This window comes from Streptomyces sp. MBT53, from assembly GCF_016654115.1.
Lineage (GTDB): Bacteria > Actinomycetota > Actinomycetes > Streptomycetales > Streptomycetaceae > Streptomyces.
This window is the reverse complement of the sequence record NZ_JAEQAZ010000069.1, coordinates 21,244-39,309: the sequence shown is the minus strand read 5'-3', so window position 1 is coordinate 39,309 and position 18,066 is coordinate 21,244. Positions and strand designations below refer to the sequence as shown.

Sequence of the window (18,066 nt, the reverse complement as noted above, 5' to 3'; positions counted from 1 at the left end):
CAGCCGCAGCCGCAGCCGCAGCCTCGGTCTTGGCCTCGGCTCAGGCCTTGCGGCCGCCCCGCAGTATCGCCCCGATGTGGGCCGCCGCCGCGGACAAGTGGCGGCGGGTGTCGCGGAGTTGCTCCTCGGTGACGCCTCGGTCGCGGGCCGCGTCACGGATGTCGTCCCGGAAGCGATCGAGGAGCCGGTCCAGATCGCGGGCCGGGTCGCCGGTGGAGTCCTCGTGGGCCCAGACCGGTTCGAACTCGGCGGGGAAGTCCTCCGGTGTCTGGCTGTACTCCGGTGCCCCCGCCCCCGGTGCCGATCCCGGTCCCGACGCGGGTGCCGATGCCGACTTGCCCGTGCCCGGCCGCCCCCCGAACCCGAAGTCCTTGCCGAACTCCTTCCCGAAGTCCCCGAACTCCTTTGCCAGTTCGGTCAGACTCTCCCGTACGCCCGTGGGCCAGTCGCCGCGCGCGAAGTGGTCCTGTGCGTGCTCCTGGACCTGGCGGCCGATGCGCTGCATCTCCTCCTGGGCCTGTGCCCACGCCCGCGCCTGGGCCTCCTTGGCCTGACGCCGGGCCTGCTGGGCCTCCTCGCGGGCCCGCCGGCTCTCGTCCTTGGCGCGCCGGGCCTGCTCCTTCCACTCCTGCTTGGCGCGGCGCATCTCCTCCTTGGCGGCGCGCCACGACTCCTTGTCGCCGAAGTCCGTGAAGTCCCCGGCGGCGCCTTCGTGTTCGCCGCTACGGGTCCGCGCGCTGCCGGTGCCGCGCCGGGCTTCTGAGGCCGCCGCGCGCATCTCGCGCCGCAGGTCGCCCGCAGCGCCCCGGACATCGGCCCGGATCTCGGCGGCCAGCTCGGCGACGGACTCGCGGATCTCCAGCTCCAGGTCGGCCAACTCGCCGCTGCGGTCGGCCAGTTCGGCGCGGCCGGCGTCCGTGATGGCGTACACCTTGCGGCCGCCCTCGGTGGTGTGGGTGACCAGGCCCTCGGCCTCCAGCTTGGCCAGGCGCGGGTAGACCGTGCCCGCCGACGGCGCGTACAGCCCCTGGAAACGCTCCTCCAGGAGGCGGATCACCTCGTAGCCGTGGCGGGGGGCCTCGTCCAGCAGCTTCAGCAGGTAGAGGCGGAGGCGGCCGTGGGCGAAGACGGGAGGCATGTCAGAGCACCTTCTTGTCGGTCGTACCGTCGGCCGCGGCGCTGCCGGAGGCATCGTCCGGGCCGGAAACGGAATTCTCCCCCGAGTCGCCCTGAACCCCGTCCACAGGGGCGCCGGTCACGTCGTCCTCGACGCCCTGTCCGCCTACCTGGCTGCTGTCCTTACTGCTGTCCTGGGCGGTGTCTTGGGCGGTGTCTTGAGCGCTGCTCCGGAAGTTGTCGTCCTCGTTCTCCGCGTCCTCCTCCGCCGGTCGGCGCAGGAGTGCGATGGAGCCGGAGACGGTCGTGGCGCGCAGCTTTCCGGTGCCGGCGCCGAGGCGGCCGGTGATCTTGTGGGCGCCCCACTGGCCGTGCACCCGCAGGCCGTCGAAGGCGTTGGAGATGGAACCGCTCGCCGTGTTCGCCTCGACGTCAGCGTCCGCCGGATGCGGCAGGCGGATGGCGATCTCGCCCGAGACATTGGTCAGCCGGACGTCGGTCGGGCCGTCCGGGTCGAGGTCCACGATCATGGAACCGCTCACCGACTCGGCGCGCACGGAGGTCCCCGAACCGTCGACGACGGTGAGGTCGCCGGAGACGGAGTTGAAGCGGAGGTCGCCGGTGACGGCCTGGGCCTCCAGGTTCCCCGAGACCGTCTCCGCGCGGACCGGACCGGAGAGGCTGACCAGGGTGGTGTCGCCCGTGACGCCCCGCACCACGGAAGGCCCGCTGATCCCGGAGACGACGGCCGCGGCGCCGACCACCCCGACCTCGACCCGGGTGCCGGCCGGAACGGCCAGGGAGACCACCGCGCTGCGCCGCCAGCCCCTGCGGTCGAGCCACTTGAGGAAGCCCTTCCAGGGCAGATCCTCGTACGCCACCGTCAGGGTGCCGTGTTGCTGGGTCACCACCAGGGGCGGCCCGTCGATCTCGGAGATTTCGAGGCGGGCGGAACCCTCGTCCGTCCCCACGACGTTCACCGTTCCGTTGACGATGCGTACATGGAGATCGCTCACGGGCTCGTCGAACGTGAGCTTCCTGGGCTCTGCGACGGACCACTCGGACATGATGCAGACCTCCTCGGTCGACCCGGACGGGACGGGATCGGGCACAGACGGGATCGGACGTGACGCGCCATATCGCGTCTTCCGTGAAACACGATATATCGTGGATGCGGAAAGTCAAGACACTCGTTCGGGTGGCCGTTCGGGGTGGTCGTGCGGGTGGCTGTCGCCGGGCGCCGAACAACCGGCGAAACTGGGCATATTGCCCTAGCGTGTTGACCATGTCGACGGAGAAACCCCAGGCCGGACACCGGACCGGTGCCACCGCGGGCGCCCTGCTGCTCTGCCGGGCCGAACCGGAGTCCGTCGCCCAGGCGGCCCACCCGCTCCGCGAACGCATGGTGCTGACCCGCGCGGGCGACGACTGGAGCGTGCTCGTCCCCGAGGGCAGGCCCTGGCTGCACGGCGACGAACCGGTCGACCGCGTCCTCACGGGCTGGGCCGCCGCGCTCGCCGTCGGCGCCCCCTGGCCCGTACTCGCCCTGTGGTGGGACGCCGACCGCGCCGGCTACACCCTGGCCTCGGGCTTCCGCCGTCCCGTCGGCTATGTCTGGCTCGCCGACGGCACTCCCGCCGGCGAGGACGAGGCGATGCGCACCTTCGCCGCCCGCCTGGACCTGGACCCCGTACTGGACCTGCAGTCCCTCGACGACCTGACCAAACCGGACCCCGAGTCCGACGCCCGCACCCGTCTGCGCGGCCTCCTGGCGGTCCTCACGCGCGCGGGAGTGGCCCTCCCGGCGGGCCTCGCCCCCGGCGCACCGGCAGACCGCCTCCGCGAGATCGCCCGCATCCGCCCGGACGCCCGCCAGATCGAGCGCTCGGGCTGGCGCGAGGCGGTCCGCGCGGAACTGGAAGCGGCCGACAACAGCCGCCTGGGCCCTTGGCTCCCCTGGTCCGGCACGTACGCGACCAGCATCCTGTCCATGGCCCAGCTGACGGCGGGCGTCCCGCTCACGGCCTGGGGCCTACGGCGCCGCAGCCCGGGCTGGACCGTCGCGGGGGCGCTGCTCATGGCCCAGGGGGCGCTGGGCATCGCCTACGAGCTGGCCTGCCCGCGCGACTGACGGAGGGGCGCTACAGGCAGTCGTAGGAACTGCCAGTCGTCGGAATTGCTACTCGTCGTCGTCCTCGTCGTCCAGCCGGGCCAGCCAGGTCGCCAGACGTTCCACCGGGACCTCGAAGTCGGGGTTGAGGTCGACGAACGTCCGCAGCTGCTCGGCGAGCCACTCGAAGGTGACTTCTTCCTCGCCGCGCCGTTTTTCGAGCTCTTCGATGCCTCGGTCGGTGAAGTACACGGGGGAATCTCCTGGAAGTGGGCCTCGGGCCACGATCGGTGGACCTCCAGGTTATGTGGGATCGGCCCGGCGGCCGACGGCCCCGCCGTTTCCGGCGCGCAGGCAGGCCGTTGCCGGGGTATGCCCTATGCGAGGAGGGGACGGCGGGACCGGGGTGCGCGCCGGCAAGGGCTGCCGAGCGGGGACGCAGGCGACGAGGTGAGGGGGCAGGTGATGGCGGAGTCAGGGGAGAGCACGCCGGACGGCGAGGAGCCGTCTCCGGGGCACCCGCGGGACGCGGAGCTGACGGAGCTGCCGGACCTTCTGGCAATGGGGCTTGCGGAGCTGAGGACTGTGCAGCACCCGATCCTGGCCGAGGTACTGGCGGACCTTCGGGAGCGGGCGACGGGTCCGGACGAGATGCTGTGGGGATTCAACAACGCTTTCTGAGCGGTGAGTCGGGAGTGGAGCGGGCGGCGGTCCGGAGCCAGGCTGGCCCGATACCGGGTTCCGGCCGATCCACCGGCCGAATCGGACACCTTCGAAGGGCTCGGGTTATGTGCGGGGAGGCGCCGGGAAAGGCGTCTCGGGCGGCTTGTGCCACGGCAATGGGGGGCCTGAGTGTCTGAACAGGTGACTTCGGCACGGGCTCCTTTCCCCTTCCGGCAGTTCGTGGTGAAAGTCCATGGCCGGTGCAACCTTTCCTGCCGGTACTGCTATCTCTACGAAGGCCCCGATCAGACCTGGCGCGACCGCCCCGCCGCGACCTCTCCGGAGGTGCTCGACCGCACCGCGTCGCGTATCGCCGAGCACGCCGTGCAACACCGGCTGAGCGCGCTCTCCCTCGTCCTGCACGGCGGTGAGCCGCTGCTCGCGGGTGCGGAGAGGCTCGCCCACTTCACCGAACGGGTACGGGCCGAGGTGCCCGGACGGTGCACCGTCCACCCCACAGTCCAGACCAACGGCACGCTCCTGACCGCCCGTCGTCTCGACGTACTGACCCAGCACGGCATCCGTATCGGGCTCAGCCTCGACGGGGGTCTCGCCGCGCACAACACACGGCGCGTCGATCGCGCCGGACGGCCGTCGTGGCCTGGGGCGGTGCGCGGTGCGCGGTTGCTCGCCGAGCGATACCCGGAGTCGTACGCGGGAATCCTGGCTGTGGTGGATCCGACGACCGACCCGGTTGAGCTGTACGAGTCCCTGCTTGCGCTGCGCCCGCCGGCGATCGATCTTCTGCTGCCGCACGGGAACTGGTCGGCTCCGCCGCCCTATCTCGGGAGTGAGCCGGCGGATCCGGGCGCGACCCCGTACGGGGACTGGTTGTGCGCCGTCTTCGACCGCTGGTGGGGAGTCGAACGCCGGGAGACGAAGGTGCGGCTCTTCGAGGAGTGCATCGCGCTGCTGCTGGGACTGCGCGCGAGTACGGAGTCGTTGGGGCTTGCCCCCTTCGACGCGGTCGTGGTGGAGACGGACGGTTCGATCGAACAGATCGATTCGCTCAAGTCGGCGTTCGACGGGGCGGCTCGTACCGGTCTGGACATCTTCCAGAACAGTTTTGACGACGCGCTTGGCCATCCAGGTGTTGTTGCGCGGCAGGCGGGTGCTGCTGCGCTGGGGGCGGAGTGTCGAGTGTGTCCGTTGCTGGCGGTCTGCGGGGGTGGGCACTACGCGCACCGATACCGGGCTGGGCACGGCTTCGCGAATCGCTCGGTGTACTGCGCCGATCTTCAGCGCTTCATCCGGCATGTCGCCGGGCGGCTGGCCGGGGCGGCGACCGGGCCCCAAGTGGCCCGAGCCGGAACCTCTGTCACCGGAGGAGACCCCTGGTGATCTCATCGGCGCTACCCGAGGCGGCCCTGCGCGAACTGGGCCGCACCGCAGGCGGTCCCGACACGCTCGCGCTGCTTGTCCGAGATCAGCACACTCGGCGGCTGCTTCTGCTGCGCGCCGTACTGGATGCCGTCGAGGCTGCCGATGTCGCGGTTTGCCCATTGCCGGTCCGGGACCGGCTGCGGGAGGACTGGGCCTTGTTGGAGGCTGCGGACGGGACGGGAGCGGGAGGTGGCGCGGAGACATGGTCGGGGGCGGGCATCCGAGGCTCGGCCGCGCTGGACCGACTTCTGTATCCGTTGGTCGGGCCCTGGGCTCGGAGCTGCCTGCGTTTGTTGGACGGTGCGGTGCTGGACGGTGCGCGCACGGCGCGTGAGGAACTGGGGCGTGGCCTGGCCCATTTCAGCGCCATTGCCGCCGCTGCGGCAGTCCGGGCCGGGGTGTCGTTCACGGTACGGCTCTTGGCGCGGGACGGGGTGCTGGTGCTTCCGTCTCTGGGGGCGTTGCGGACGGTTGCGTCGGGGGATGTGCCGGTCGAACTCGCCTTCCAGAAAGGGGTGATGACCTTTCGTCAGGCCGGGGCGTCGGATGTCATCGTCCGTATCGAACGCGACAACTCGGCTACGTGGTCCGACGCGCCCGCCTGGAGTGCGGCGCGTACTCTGCCCGGTCTGTTGCCCGGGGGTGATTCAGTGCCACTGGACGACCTTGATCCCTACCGCAGCGCGAGTCGTGAGCCGCGGCACCGTGATCTGAGCGGTCCGGCGGTCGTCGATGCGGTGGAGCGGGCGCGGTGGGTGCGGTCGTGGGAGGGGACGGCTTCCCTGTTGCGGCTCGGGGGTGAGTATCGGCTCATGGAGGCCGTCGCCCTCGTGCGGTGTGTGGTGCCGTTGGCCACTCCTGCCGCCCTGAGTGGGCAGGCACGTGTTTCGGGGAGTTGCAGCGGGACCCGGCGTGACGCGTTCGGCGCGGTCCTCAGCAGCCTCCCGTCCTCCCCCATGGCCTTCGCCGCGACGCTCGTACACGAGACGCAGCACGCCAAGCTGGCAGCGCTGAGCGAGATGGTGGTGTTGCATCACGCGGGTCCGGAAGAGCGCTACTTCGCTCCTTGGAGACCTGGTCCGAGACCGTACGAAGCGCTCTTGCACGGGGTCTACAGCCACATCGCGCTCGCGGACTTCTTCCACCACTGCGCACTCGCCGCCATGGTGTCGCCGGCACAGCGGGATTCCGCGTGGGGCCGCTACGCCAGTCATCGGGAGCAGGTGAGAGCCGCACTTCCGGCGATCGACGAGTCCCGCGATCTCACTCCGTCAGGACGCGTCCTGGTCAACCTGCTCGTCGAAGAGTGCACGCGGATGGACGAGAACCCCCCACCGAAAGAAGCACAGGAGGAGGCCGAGACGTATGTCGATCAGATGCGTAAGGAGTGGGAGCAAGCAACTCGGGTAAGCGGGTGACGCGGTATGTCTCGGCGTGTCTCGGCAAACGTTCCGCTCGTTCCGACGCATGGAAGATCACTGAGAACGACGGGGATGGACGACGAACACTCAGGAGCCACGCGACTCCACCGGTGCCGAAAGCGCCCTGTTCCAGTGCCATGCCCGCCCCTACACTCACGCACGGGTACCGAGTGCCCGACGGGGGAGGTCGCGACATGTCTGGGACTCGCATGCCAGTTGGACCGGCCGGCGGGCGTGCGGTCAAACAGACCGTCACTATCAGCTTCGCCGGATTCAACAGGGCTTGGGCGGCGTGGATCGGAGACCGGTTGGAGCGGCGCGGCCATCGTGTCGTCTTCGCTCGGTGGGATGCTCCGCCGGAGATCCCGCTCGTCGATCTGCTGGAGTCCCTCAAACTCGCTCCGGGGCGGGTTCTGATCGTCGTCAGTAAGTGGTACTTCCAACTGGGGCCGCGCACCTACGAGGAGTGGAACGCCGCGCTCCGACAGGTGGTGGCTCCTGATCCGGCGAAGTTCGCGGCGGTGTCCGTCAGCAGCGACCCGATGCCGACCGCCACCGCCGTCCTCGCCGCGATGGACCTGAGTAACGTGGGCGTCGACGAGGCCGAACGGCGTCTCCTGGACCGGCTCGACATGCTCGGCGAGCCGTTGCTGGAGTCCGCGGACGGTACGCGGCGCGGTCCGCGCTTTCCGGCTGCGATGCCAGAGGTCTGGGGCGGGGTACCGCGCCGCAACACCCGTTTCACGGGACGTGAGCCGCTGCTGAACGACGCCTACCACCTCTTGGAGGCAGCCGAGCCGGGCGCGGGAGTACTGGCCTTCTACGGCATGCCGGGCGTGGGCAAGACCCAACTCGCGGCCGAGTACGTCTACCGCTTCGGGCCTGAATACGACGTGGTGTGGTGGGTCAACGCCGAGTCGCTGACGGCCTATCGGCGACGCCTCGCGGAACTCGCCCCCAGGCTCGGCCTCTCGACGGGCGCCGACTACGGCGAGCGACTGCGTGCCGTGAGAGACGCGCTGCGTCGGGGTCAGCCTCATAGCCGCTGGTTGTTGGTTCTGGACGGCGCGGACGAGCCGGACCAGATCTCGAACGTCGTACCCACCGGTCCCGGTCACGTCCTCATCACCTCGCGGAACCAGGGGTGGCGCGAGCACAACAGCCAGTTGATGGAGGTGCCGGTCTATCTTCGTGACGAGTCGGTGGCCTTCATCCGTCGGAGGGCCTCGCGGCTGACGGATGCCGATGCCAACCAGCTTGCGGAGGCGCTGGAAGACCTGCCTCTGCTGCTGGACCAGACGGCCGGCTGGCTGAACGACTCGGACTTGTCGGTTCCGGACTATATCGCGCAGTTCGAGAGCGGCTTGGCTGTTCCCGGGGACATCCCGGGTCCTTTCCAGCGGGCCTGGGCGATCCTGCTGGCAAAACTGAGGCAGACCATGCCTGAGTCCGTCGACCTGTTGCGGCTGTGCACGTTTTTCGCACCGGGCTTCATTCCTGTGGGATTCCTCAGGGCACTGTCGATGGAGGAGCTTCCGGAGAGGTTCGCCGGGCTGCTTGGTGATCCTGCGCTGTGGACCAGGGCGATCGACCAGTTGCGCCAGTATTCGGTGGTTCGCCTGGAATCCCATGAGACGGTGGCTGACGAGGACGCCTCCGCCAGTCAGTCTCTCTACCTGCACAGGATGGTGCATCAGATCGTGCATCAGGGAATTTCCGATGAAGACAGTCGCATCTTCGTCGACTTGGTGCGACGGGCTCTGGTGGCGGCCGATCCCGGGCGCCCGGACGACAATCGGCTGTGGGACAAGTACGCAGAGATCGTGCCGCATCTCAAATACGCGGATGTGCTCACGAGTGAAAGCCGCCAGGTCCAACGGCTTGTCCTGAACTGCCTCCGCTACATGTACAACTCGGGTGAGTACACAGCAGGACTCACACTGGGTGAGCGTGCTATGGACGCCTGGCGGGAGTTGCTGGGCGAGGGGCATCCTCGCTTCTGGGAGCTTGCTCACCACTATGCCAACCTGCTTCGGGCGGTGGGTGATTACCAGAACGCCGAGGTCGTCGGGCGTTCGGTTGTCGAAACGCTCAGAGGTCAAAACAGGGGCCAGGGGCTGGAGTACGCACGTGCGGTCAACGGTATTGCTGCCGACCTGCGAGGTCTTGCCCGTTACCAGGAAGCGCTGGAGCTGTCCGAGTGGCTTGTCCCGGCATGGCGCGACCTTCTTGGTGAATCAGATCGTCAAACACTGAGTGCGCAGAACAATCTGGCGGTCTCGCTGAGGCTTCTTGGCCGCTATCAAGAAGCCCTGGAGATGGATCGGAGAACGCTGGAACTGCGTCGTGAGGTCCTCCAGGCAGCGCACACAGAGACAATTTGGTCGGCAATCAGCTATGCCATCGATCTGCGCCTTTTGGGTCGATATGCAGAAGCCGAATCCATTCAGAGGGATAATCTGCGTGAATTGCGCAGGGTTCTGGGTGATGAAGGGGTTCTGACGCTGCTGGGAGAGCACTATCTTGCGTTGTGCCTGTACCGAGGTGGTGACCGTGGCCAGGCGGGACGGTTGCTTGCGCGGGTGTTGGAGCGCGGGGAGCGAATGTTGGGTGAAGCATCCCCATGGACGTTGGTATTTGCCGTCAGCCAGAGCTGTTTCGCCCGCGAACACGGTGACATCGACAAGGCGCGCGAGGTCAGCGAATCCGTCCTGGCACGCTATGAGTTGGCGCATTCGGAAGGGCATCCGTTCATTGCGGGATGCCGGTCCAACCACTCCCTGATCCTCTGCAATGTCGGAGAACTGGACCAGGCTCACTCCGTCGCCGAGCGAGCCCTGGCCGACATGACCACGGCGGTGGGGGAGAGGCACCCCTGGACCTTGGGCTGTGCCATCAACGCCTCATTCATCCGCAACTTGTCCGGCGACCCGGAGTCGGCCGCGGAGTTGAGCAGGGCAACGGTCTCGCGGGCCATCGAAGTGCTGGGCCGTACTCATCCGCTGACCTTGTCGGCCCGTGTCGCTCTCGCGGCCGATCTCCGTGATCTGAGGAACCGACAAGAGGCGGATAAAATTGAACAGGAAGCGCTGTCGGATCTGTCAGGAACCCTCGGACCCCAGCATGTTCACACGGTCGCGGCCCGTTCCCGAAAGCGTCCCTACTGGGACTTCGAGACCTGGACCGTGTGACAGGGCCCGGGTCGTCACCCGGTACGCATAACTCATCGCAGGCCGGGGAATGACCCAGTTCTCTCTCAACTACCGCACGCAATAAGAGAGTTCATCAGGGGGACGTGTGGTGATTCTGGTGGGGCCCGTTCCGGCAGGTGCTGACGGGCCCATTCCCGTGGAAGTCGTATCGGACCTTGTCGAGGGGCCCCTCGACGGCCTCGCAGCCGTCTACGCCGACGAGAAGACCAGAGACGGCTCCGCCCGTCGTGTCGTCCAAGTCGCCCAGGACGCCTACACCGAAGGCCTCGACCTGGCCCGGCGGTGTGCGGCGCAGGCTGTGCGGCGGTTCGGGGAGATGGCGGACGACCTGCGGCCGGACGAGATCGAGTTGCAGTTGGCGATCAAAGTGGACGCAGGTGTCGTGGCGTTGGTCAGGAGCGGGGCCGAGGCACAGCTCCAGGTCACCTTCAGGTGGCGGACGGCCGGCGCCTCCGGCGTGGCGTTACCGGGCAGCGGAGGGGGAGCCGACTCGTGAGTCGTGCAACAGAGGGTGTGCACATCCTGCCGTACAGCCGTGTCGTAGGGCAGGACGATCTCAAGCTGGCGCTGGAACTCAACTACGTGTCACCCCACATCGGCGGTGTGCTCATGGCCGGAGCGCGCGGGACGGCCAAGTCGACCCTCGTGCGGGCCTTCGCGCTCATGGTGCATGAAGAGTTACCGGTCACGCTCCCCATCAACGCGACCGACGACCGGGTTGTCGGCGGCTGGGAGTTGGACGCGCTCATGCGGGGTGAGGCCCGGCCGCAGCCTGGGTTGCTGGAAGAGGCCGCCGAGAAGGGGCTGCTCTACATCGACGAGGTGAATCTGCTCGACGATCATCTCGTCAACATCATTCTCGACGTCGTCTCGACGGGGGTGCTGTCCGTGCAGCGGGAAGGGCTGGCCACTGCCAAGCAGCTGTCCTTCGGGCTGGTGGGCACCATGAATCCCGAAGAGGGCGGTCTGCGGCCGCAGTTGCTGGACCGGTTCGGGCTCATGGTCGCCGCGAGTCAGCTGGACACGGACGCGCGGCACAGGACGATCCGGACCGTGCTCGACTTCGAGGAGGAGCTGACCCGGAAGGAATCCGCCTGGCGGGACGAGGCGGAACGGGACGACAGCGTGCGGCGGGACCGGCTGGAGGGGGCCAGGGAGCGAGTGTCCGGCACGCAGGTTCCCGATGAGGTGGTCCGGCTGTGCGCGCAGGCGGCGGAACGCGTGGCCGCCGTCGGCCAGCGGGGCGAGATCGTGGCGACCTTGGCGGCCCGTGCGCTGGCCGCGCTGGAGGAGGCGGACGCGGTGGAGCCCAGCCATCTGTTCCGGGTACTGCCCATGGCCTTTCGGCACCGTCGGCCGGAGACCGCCCACGGCGGCACGTTCGAATGGGGGCCCGAGGACGAGTCCCGGGTCAAGGACCTCTTCGACGCGGCCTGAGGGCGTCATGTCCACCGAGCCGCCCCGAGCGACCGACGCTTCCGTCCGGAACACCTCGTCGCCACCGGAGACCGATGAACTCGACGAGCTCGCCCTGAGGCTGTGCCGTGCCCTCGTCTGCGCCGCCGTCGACCCGGCGCTGGCCGGTGTGCTGCTGTTCGACCTGGAACCCCAGCTGCTCGACCCGGTGACGCGGCTTTTCGGGCGGATCCTGGCGGGTGCCGGGCAACCGGTACGTCCCTCCGTCATGCTGGGGACCACGAGCCGGGACGAGGACCTGTGGACGCGGCCCGTGCTCGTCCAGGAACCCGACGGCATCTCGTTCCGGATGGAGCCCGGCCCGCTGATCGAGGCCGACGGCCGTCCCGGGCCGCCGCCGGTGGTCGCGGTTCCGGACCTGACCCGGCTGAGCGTGGCCGGGATGCGGGCAGCCGTCCAGTTGCTGGGGGCCGAGGTCGCTGTCGTCGAATACGCCGGACTGCGCCGCCGGGCCAGGCCGCGCGCCCGTTGGCTGGCCCTCTGCCGCTCCGCCGACGCGGGGCGTCCCGCCGGCCACCTGCTCGACAGGTTCGCCATCAGACTGCCGGTCTCCGGACTGCGGCTGCCGGCGGACACCGGCCAACTCCTCGCGGCGCTTCCCCCCGGCTGGCTGGACATCGCCCGGGACGCCCAGATGGCCGCGGTGCCGACCGCCGCGGTCGGCGACGACGCCCTGACTCGCGTATACGAATTGCTCGGGCCGGAGGGCAACATCCGCAGGGAACTCTCCCTGGCCAGGCTCGCCCGTGCCCTGGCCACGCTCGACGGAGAGCGGGCGGCGACTGCTGAACACTGTGATGCGGCGGCCCGGCTCATGGGCCTGGCTGTGACGGAGGTGGCCGCGGAGTCGACCGGCGACGTACCGGCCTCGGAGTTTCCGCCGCCCCGCCCGGGCCGGCGACCGCAGGGCGAACCCGGAGAGCGTCGGCGGGTGGAGCAGGACGAGCGGCACCGACCCGAGGGCGGCCAGCCGCTGCTTGAGTCCGAACCCGCCGAGGGCGTCGGGGCGGGACGCGGCGGTACCCAAGTCGTCCTCGCCACCCCCTACCCCGAGGACGAGGCCGAAGAGCTGCGCGAATTCGCACCCTTGCGCAGCCCCTGGCAACGTACGGCGGGACCGGCCTCCCTGCGCGGAGTGGTGATCGGCACCCGGCGGGCCACGGACCTGAGCGACCTCGCCCATGTGCGCACCGTCCGGGAGGCCGCCGTGCACCAGCGCATCCGTCGCACGGAGCGGTTCACCGTCTCACCCGTCGACCTCCACAGCCACGTACGCTCCGGCTCGCCCGAGCACCTGCTCGTACTGCTCCTCGACCACACCTGCCGGGCCGACGACTGGGACTGGCAGGACGCCCTCACGCCGTTCCTGGACTGGGCGTACACCAGACGTGCCGCGGTCCAGGTCGTCGAGGTCGGCAGTGCGGAGGCCGACGACGAACTGCGGGCGGAGTCCTTCGCCGCCCGCAGCGTTCTCGACCCGAGGATCCTGCCGGCCCTGCACCGGTCGCCGGGCCGGGCCAGTCCACTCGCACACGGCATCGAGCAGGCGATGCAGGCACTGCGCCGGTCCTTCCGCCAGCACGACAGCAGCTTGTCCGAGGCCTGGCTCGTGGTGGTGACCGACGGCAGAGGCAATGTCCCCCTGCACGTCAGCCGCACCGGACGGCTGACGGGCCCGGTGGGAGCGGAGGGTGTGGAGGACGCCCTGACGGCAGCGGCCGGCGCCGGCGCCATGGACCGGACGAGGCTGCGCGTCGCCGTCATCGACGCGAGGAGGGAGCCCTACGGGGACCTGCCGTTCTCGCTGGCGGACGCGCTGGGCGGAACGGTGCTCGCGCCGGCACACGGGGAAGGAGGTGCCGGTGAGCGCTGAGCCGCCGCGCGCAGCGCGCTGGCTGACAGGCACGGGGACCGCGATACGGCGGGCCGCCTTCCCCGGTCTGCAGGCGGCGGCGAGGCGTGAGTCCGCGGCCGTGCTGCAGTTCCGCCGCCCGTCCGGCCCGCCCTCGGGAACCGGCAGTGGCCAGGCCCGGCCCTACGAACGTCTGGAGGACGGCTACGCGGTGCTCCGGGTCATCCGGACCGGCGGCTTCGGCAGTCAGGACGGGTATCAACTCCAGGGCTCGTGCGGTGAGTTCACGGTGACCTGCCGGCCCGGACCGACCCGCCTCATGGCACCCGGCGTCACGCTCGCCACCATCAGGCAGACAGGCGAGTTTCCCTCGGAGACTCTGCGAGGGATCCAGCTCTGGTCCGGAAACCAGACCGAACTCGCCGACTGGATCAACCGCATCCGCGAGCGGCACGGCGACCGGCTGCGCCTCATCGTGTGGGACGACACCGGGTTCGAGCTGCCCTGGGAGCTGTTCTGGGTGCCCGCCGACGAACGCCATGGTCTGGCGGGCGGGTTGCTGGGCGCCTTGCTCGTGATGACCCGCTGGACCACCGTGCACGGTGTGGACGAGAACCTGCCCCGGTACACGGGCGACTGCCAGGGCCGGGTTCTCGCCTATCTGCACGAGGACATGACCGCCGACGGCCGGGTCTTCACCCCCTACGCACACCAGGTGCACGACACGATGACGCCGTTTCTCCAGGCCCTCGACCTGCCCCTGCCCGACGAGCGCACCGGACTGGTCTACATGGGGTGCCACGGCACGTACGGCGAGGCCGTGATGCGGCTCTCCCTCGGTGACCGGACGTGGGCGGAGTTCAACACCCGCGACATGCACGTGCTGCGTGAGGACCGCGCCCTCGTCTGCCTCAACGCCTGCCACTCAGGTCGTTTCGTCCACAACCGGGTCCAGGGCGAGGAGGCGCTGCGCGGCTTCGCCGAACTCTTCCTGCGCAAGGGCGCGGGCGGCTGCATCGTCACCGCCGGGGAGGTCGGGGACCAAGAGGCCCGCGGACTGGTCCGCCGCCTGCTGCACGAGGTCGCCGCGCACCCCGACCGTCCCGTCACGGAGACCCTGCGGGACTTCAGGGCCCGCGCGGTCGACGACTTCGGCACCCTGGCGGCGATCCCGACGACGCGCAACGATGACGGGCAGGTCGACAAAGTCGGGCAGAAGCGAGTCCTACGGCTGCTTTATGCGTTCATGTTCCACTACTACGGGCATCCGCTCACCACACTGCGGCTCGTCGCCGGCAATGGGCACGCTGCCTGGGGAGGGGGCCAATGGTGAACCTCGACGAGCACCCGCTGCTGATCGAACCGGTCGTGGCCTGGCCGCAGGTGGCCGAGACGGAGTGCGACTACCTCGTCACCGTCGACCTGCGGGGCCCGCTCCCGGAGACGCAGGACACCGCACCGAACTGGCCCTATCCGGAGGAGGAGTTCACCTTCACTGTCGCGCTCGACGGCTCCCCGTACTTCGTGTGCACCGCACTGGACGAACCGAGCGTGGTCCTCCATCGCTTCGGCGGTACGTACGGCCCGGCCTACTTCAGGGTGTCGACCGGCCGGGCCACCGGCCACGGCGCACTCTGGCTCACCGTCAGCAACCAGTGGGGCGTGCCCGTCCGCAAGGCCGAACTGCGCTCCGAGGTCAGAGAGCGAGAACCGGGGCGGGCACCCGCGGCACGACTGGCCGAGGTGGCGCGGGAACGAGCCTCCTCCGTACGGTCGCCGGAGCGGTCCGGGGACGTTCCGTGGGTTCAGGACCGACCGGGCGGCAAGCGCCCCGTCACCTTCCTCTCCGAAGCGCCACCGGCCGAAAACGCATCACAGGGTCCGGAACAACGGCCCCTGCGCGTCGGACGGCAGACGGTCACGATCAGCTTCACGCCCTTCGACCAGAGCTGGGCCAACTGGATCGGACACCGCCTCGAACGGCGCGGCCACCGTGTCGTGCTCCAGCGCTGGGACCCGCCACCCGACGCCTCCCTGGAGGAGTCACTGCGCGACCTGCTGCTGGCCCCCGGTCCTGTGCTGCTCCTCCTCAGCGACCAGTACCTCCGGTCCGGGGCGCACACCGATGCGGAGTGGCACTCGGCCCTTCGCGAGGTAGTCGTCCCCGAGACCGAGCGCATCGCCGCGGTGTCGGTGGCTCCCTCGCTCCCCTCGGCGGTGGTCCTCGATGCCGTCAGCCTGCACGACGTGAGCGCCGACGAGGCCGAACGCCGGCTCCTGAACCGGCTCGCGCTGCCCGCCGATCCCGACCCTGGCTCCACGGCTGACACCGACGACGGCCCGCCCTTCCCCGTCCACACCCTTCGCGTGTGGGGCAGGATCCCGGAGCGCAACGAGCGGTTCACCGGCCGGGTACCCCTGCTCAACACGGCCTACGAACGCCTCCAGCGCGAGAGCCGGGTCACTCTCTGCGGCCTGTCCGGAGTAGGCAAGACACAGCTGGCAGCCGAGTACGCCTACCGTTTCGCGTACGGCTACCACGTCGTCTGGTGGATCAACGCGGGCAACCGCGCCGCCTTCCGGCAGGGACTCGCCGACCTGGCGCCCGCGCTGGGCCTGCCGACCGGGACCGACTACGGCGAGCGGCTGCGCGCGGTCCGCGAGGCGCTGCGCACAGGGGACCCCTATCCGCGCTGGCTGATCGTCCTGGATGGCGCGGACGACCCGGACCAGGTCCAGGACCTGGTTCCGACCGGCCCGGGCCATGTGCTGATCACGTCCTGCAACCAGGAGTGGAGTGCGCACCGCAGCACGTTGGTGCAGGTGCCCGCCTACGACCGCGCCGAGTCGGTGGACTTCATCCGCCGCCGCGCGCCTCGGCTGACCGATGACGATGCCCGTCGGCTGGCGGAGGCGCTCGCCGACCTCCCGCTGGCTCTCGACCAGACGGCCGGCTGGCTGGACGAGTCCGGCATGCCGGTGGCGGAGTACCTGGAACTCCTGGCCAGGGACTTCTCCGTGGACACCAGGGTCGCGGTCTCCGAGGACTTCCCGAGGACCTTCCGGGCAGCCTGGACCATCCTGCTGGAAAGGCTCCGCGCGGCCTGCCCGGACTCCGTACTGCTGCTGCGGTTGTGCACGTTCTTCGCGCCCGACGCCGTACCCCTGCGGCTTCTGCGGGAGACGCCGGTCGACGGCCTTCCGCCCGCCGTGGTCCGGCTGCTCACGGACACGGACAGCTGGAACCGTGCCGTCGCGCAACTCCGCACGTATTCGGTGGTCAGGGTCGAGCATCCGGCGCAGGACCCGTCGAACGAGGTCATGTCCATGCACCGGATGGTGCATCAGACGGTCCGTGACGACATGCCCGCCGAGGAACGCCGGGAGCTCGCCGACGTGGCCTGGCGAACACTCGGCGCGGCCGATCCTAGTACCCCGGGGAACGCGACTGCCTGGCCGCGGTACGCCGAGTTCGTCCCGAACCTGGAGTACGCGGACGTTCTGTCTCGCGATGCTTCCGCGGCACACCAACTGGTCCTCAACTGCCTGCGATATCTGTACCTTTCGGGCGAGTACGAGACGGGCATCCGGTTGGCCGAGCAGGCCATGTCGGCCTGGGAGCAACTCCAGGACGAACACCCGGACTTGCTCTGGGACCTCGGCCATCACTACGCCAACCTCCTGCGCGCCGTAGGTGATTACCGGCGCAGTGAGATGGTGAACCGGGCGGCGATGGAGCAGTTCCGCTCCGTGGGCGGGGCGGGGGACCCCCGGTATCTGCGTGCCGTCGGGAGTCTCGCTGCGGACCTGCGCGCGCTGGGCGGTTACGAGGAAGCGCTTGATCTGTCGGAGAAGGTGCGAGAGGGCTACCGCGAACTTCTCGGCGAACCGCATCCGGACACTCTGAACGCCAGGAACAACGTGGCCGTCTCGCTGAGGCTGCTCGGCCGCTACGGCGAGACCGCTGACATGGGTCGGGAAGTGCTGCGGGCCCGTGAGCAGGTTCTGGGTTCCGACCACTACAGGACTCTCTACTCGGAACTCCAATGTGCGACCGACCTGAGACTCCTGGGTCGCTACGGAGACGCCGAGCGACTGCAGAGCACGAACGCGGCCCGGCACCAACAGATCATGGGCGACGGTCACCCCCAGACCCTGCAAGCGTTCTACAACCTGGCGCAGTGCCAGTACTGCACTGGCGACGTCGAGAGCGCGGGAGCGCGTTTCACCGCGGTGTTGGACAGGAGCGAACGGCTCAGCGGCAGGGACGCTCCCCTCACCCTGATGTTCGCGGTCGCCCACTGCTGTCACGAACGTGAGCACGGCGACGTCGACCACGCCCGACGCCTCAGTGAGTCCATCGTCGACAGGTACGAGACCCTGCTCGGTCCCGACCATCCCTACGCGGCCGGAGCCCGGGCCAACCACGCCCTCATCCTCCGCAGGGTGGGCGAGCACAGGCAGGCCCACGCCCTCGGGGAACGGTCGCTCGCCGACATGACCCGGGTTGTTGGGCAGACTCATCCCTGGACGCTGGGCTGCGCGGTGAATGTCGTGGCCGGCAGTCCGGACCGCTCGGCCGTGCTTACTGGACTCGGCCGGGAGACGGTGGCCCAGGCAACCGCGAACCTCGGCGCCGACCACCCGCTCACGCGCACGGCGCAGGCGGCCCTCGACGGTGCTGACGGCCGCCCTCACTGGAACTTCGAACCGCAGATCACCTGACGCGGGACGGAAACCCCGAAGGGCCGCCCCCGGATTCCTCCGGAGGCG

Annotated in this window: 13 protein-coding genes; 10 read left to right on the top strand and 3 right to left on the bottom strand. The window is 69.4% G+C overall.

Going from position 1 to position 18,066, the window contains the following annotated elements; translation table 11 throughout:
• Nucleotides 1–40: 40 nt before the first annotated feature.
• Nucleotides 41–1,138 (bottom strand): PadR family transcriptional regulator, encoded by a 1,098-nt coding sequence (locus tag JHN45_RS24895; RefSeq protein WP_201050698.1) that lies wholly within the window; start codon nt 1,136–1,138, stop codon nt 41–43.
• Between the two features lies 1 nt (nt 1,139).
• Nucleotides 1,140–2,183: a DUF4097 family beta strand repeat-containing protein gene (locus JHN45_RS24890; RefSeq protein WP_201050697.1), complete on the bottom strand. Its 1,044-nt coding sequence runs from the start codon at nt 2,181–2,183 to the stop codon at nt 1,140–1,142.
• A gap of 218 nt (nt 2,184–2,401) precedes the next feature.
• Here JHN45_RS24890 and JHN45_RS24885 point away from each other — a divergent pair, with 218 nt between their 5' ends.
• On the top strand, nt 2,402–3,247 hold the full coding sequence (locus JHN45_RS24885; protein ID WP_201050696.1) for a hypothetical protein: 846 nt from the start codon (nt 2,402–2,404) through the stop codon (nt 3,245–3,247).
• A 48-nt stretch (nt 3,248–3,295) separates the two neighbouring features.
• Here the strand turns inward: JHN45_RS24885 and JHN45_RS24880 are convergent, their stop codons facing one another.
• Nucleotides 3,296–3,478: a DUF6104 family protein gene (locus JHN45_RS24880; RefSeq protein WP_019075209.1), complete on the bottom strand. Its 183-nt coding sequence runs from the start codon at nt 3,476–3,478 to the stop codon at nt 3,296–3,298.
• Nucleotides 3,479–3,691: 213 nt separating this feature from the next.
• Here JHN45_RS24880 and fxsA point away from each other — a divergent pair, with 213 nt between their 5' ends.
• From fxsA to fxsT (JHN45_RS24835), 9 genes are all read left to right on the top strand, one after another.
• The gene (fxsA, locus tag JHN45_RS24875) at nt 3,692–3,907 is read left to right on the top strand and encodes an FxSxx-COOH cyclophane-containing RiPP peptide (RefSeq protein ID WP_201050695.1); all 216 of its coding nucleotides are present in this window, start codon (nt 3,692–3,694) and stop codon (nt 3,905–3,907) included.
• 171 nt (nt 3,908–4,078) lie between these two features.
• Nucleotides 4,079–5,290 carry an FxsB family cyclophane-forming radical SAM/SPASM peptide maturase gene (locus JHN45_RS24870; protein WP_307783188.1) on the top strand — a complete coding sequence of 404 codons (1,212 nt, stop codon included), beginning with the start codon at nt 4,079–4,081 and terminating at the stop codon, nt 5,288–5,290.
• Nucleotides 5,287–6,750: an HEXXH motif-containing putative peptide modification protein gene (locus tag JHN45_RS24865; RefSeq protein WP_307783187.1), complete on the top strand. Its 1,464-nt coding sequence runs from the start codon at nt 5,287–5,289 to the stop codon at nt 6,748–6,750. The genes JHN45_RS24870 and JHN45_RS24865 overlap by 4 nt, the downstream gene beginning before the upstream one ends.
• Nucleotides 6,751–6,947: 197 nt before the next feature.
• Nucleotides 6,948–9,944, top strand: coding sequence for an FxSxx-COOH system tetratricopeptide repeat protein (fxsT, locus tag JHN45_RS24860; RefSeq protein WP_201050694.1), 2,997 nt, complete (start codon nt 6,948–6,950; stop codon nt 9,942–9,944).
• Between the two features lie 157 nt (nt 9,945–10,101).
• On the top strand, nt 10,102–10,461 hold the full coding sequence (locus JHN45_RS24855) for a CU044_2847 family protein (RefSeq protein ID WP_307783186.1): 360 nt from the start codon (nt 10,102–10,104) through the stop codon (nt 10,459–10,461).
• The gene (locus JHN45_RS24850) at nt 10,458–11,402 is read left to right on the top strand and encodes an AAA family ATPase (RefSeq protein WP_307783185.1); all 945 of its coding nucleotides are present in this window, start codon (nt 10,458–10,460) and stop codon (nt 11,400–11,402) included. Before JHN45_RS24855 ends, JHN45_RS24850 begins: the two co-directional genes overlap by 4 nt.
• Nucleotides 11,403–11,409: 7 nt before the next feature.
• A complete protein-coding gene (locus JHN45_RS24845) occupies nt 11,410–13,314 on the top strand; it encodes a magnesium chelatase (protein WP_201050693.1) in 1,905 nt (634 codons plus the stop codon).
• Complete coding sequence (locus JHN45_RS24840) at nt 13,304–14,626, top strand: CHAT domain-containing protein (protein ID WP_307783184.1); 1,323 nt, start codon at nt 13,304–13,306, stop codon at nt 14,624–14,626. The genes JHN45_RS24845 and JHN45_RS24840 overlap by 11 nt, the downstream gene beginning before the upstream one ends.
• Nucleotides 14,620–18,018, top strand: a complete 3,399-nt coding sequence (gene fxsT / locus JHN45_RS24835) for an FxSxx-COOH system tetratricopeptide repeat protein (RefSeq protein WP_201050692.1) — start codon at nt 14,620–14,622, stop codon at nt 18,016–18,018. Before JHN45_RS24840 ends, fxsT (JHN45_RS24835) begins: the two co-directional genes overlap by 7 nt.
• Nucleotides 18,019–18,066 lie beyond the last annotated feature (48 nt).

Coding starts and splice junctions, on each gene's coding strand:
- JHN45_RS24885 (WP_201050696.1), top strand. CDS start 2,402: ATGTCGACGGAGAAACCCCAGGCCGGACACCGGACCGGTGCCACCGCG.
- fxsT (WP_201050692.1), top strand. CDS start 14,620: ATGGTGAACCTCGACGAGCACCCGCTGCTGATCGAACCGGTCGTGGCC.
- JHN45_RS24845 (WP_201050693.1), top strand. CDS start 11,410: ATGTCCACCGAGCCGCCCCGAGCGACCGACGCTTCCGTCCGGAACACC.
- JHN45_RS24890 (WP_201050697.1), bottom strand. CDS start 2,183: ATGTCCGAGTGGTCCGTCGCAGAGCCCAGGAAGCTCACGTTCGACGAG.
- fxsT (WP_201050694.1), top strand. CDS start 6,948: ATGTCTGGGACTCGCATGCCAGTTGGACCGGCCGGCGGGCGTGCGGTC.
- fxsA (WP_201050695.1), top strand. CDS start 3,692: ATGGCGGAGTCAGGGGAGAGCACGCCGGACGGCGAGGAGCCGTCTCCG.
- JHN45_RS24895 (WP_201050698.1), bottom strand. CDS start 1,138: ATGCCTCCCGTCTTCGCCCACGGCCGCCTCCGCCTCTACCTGCTGAAG.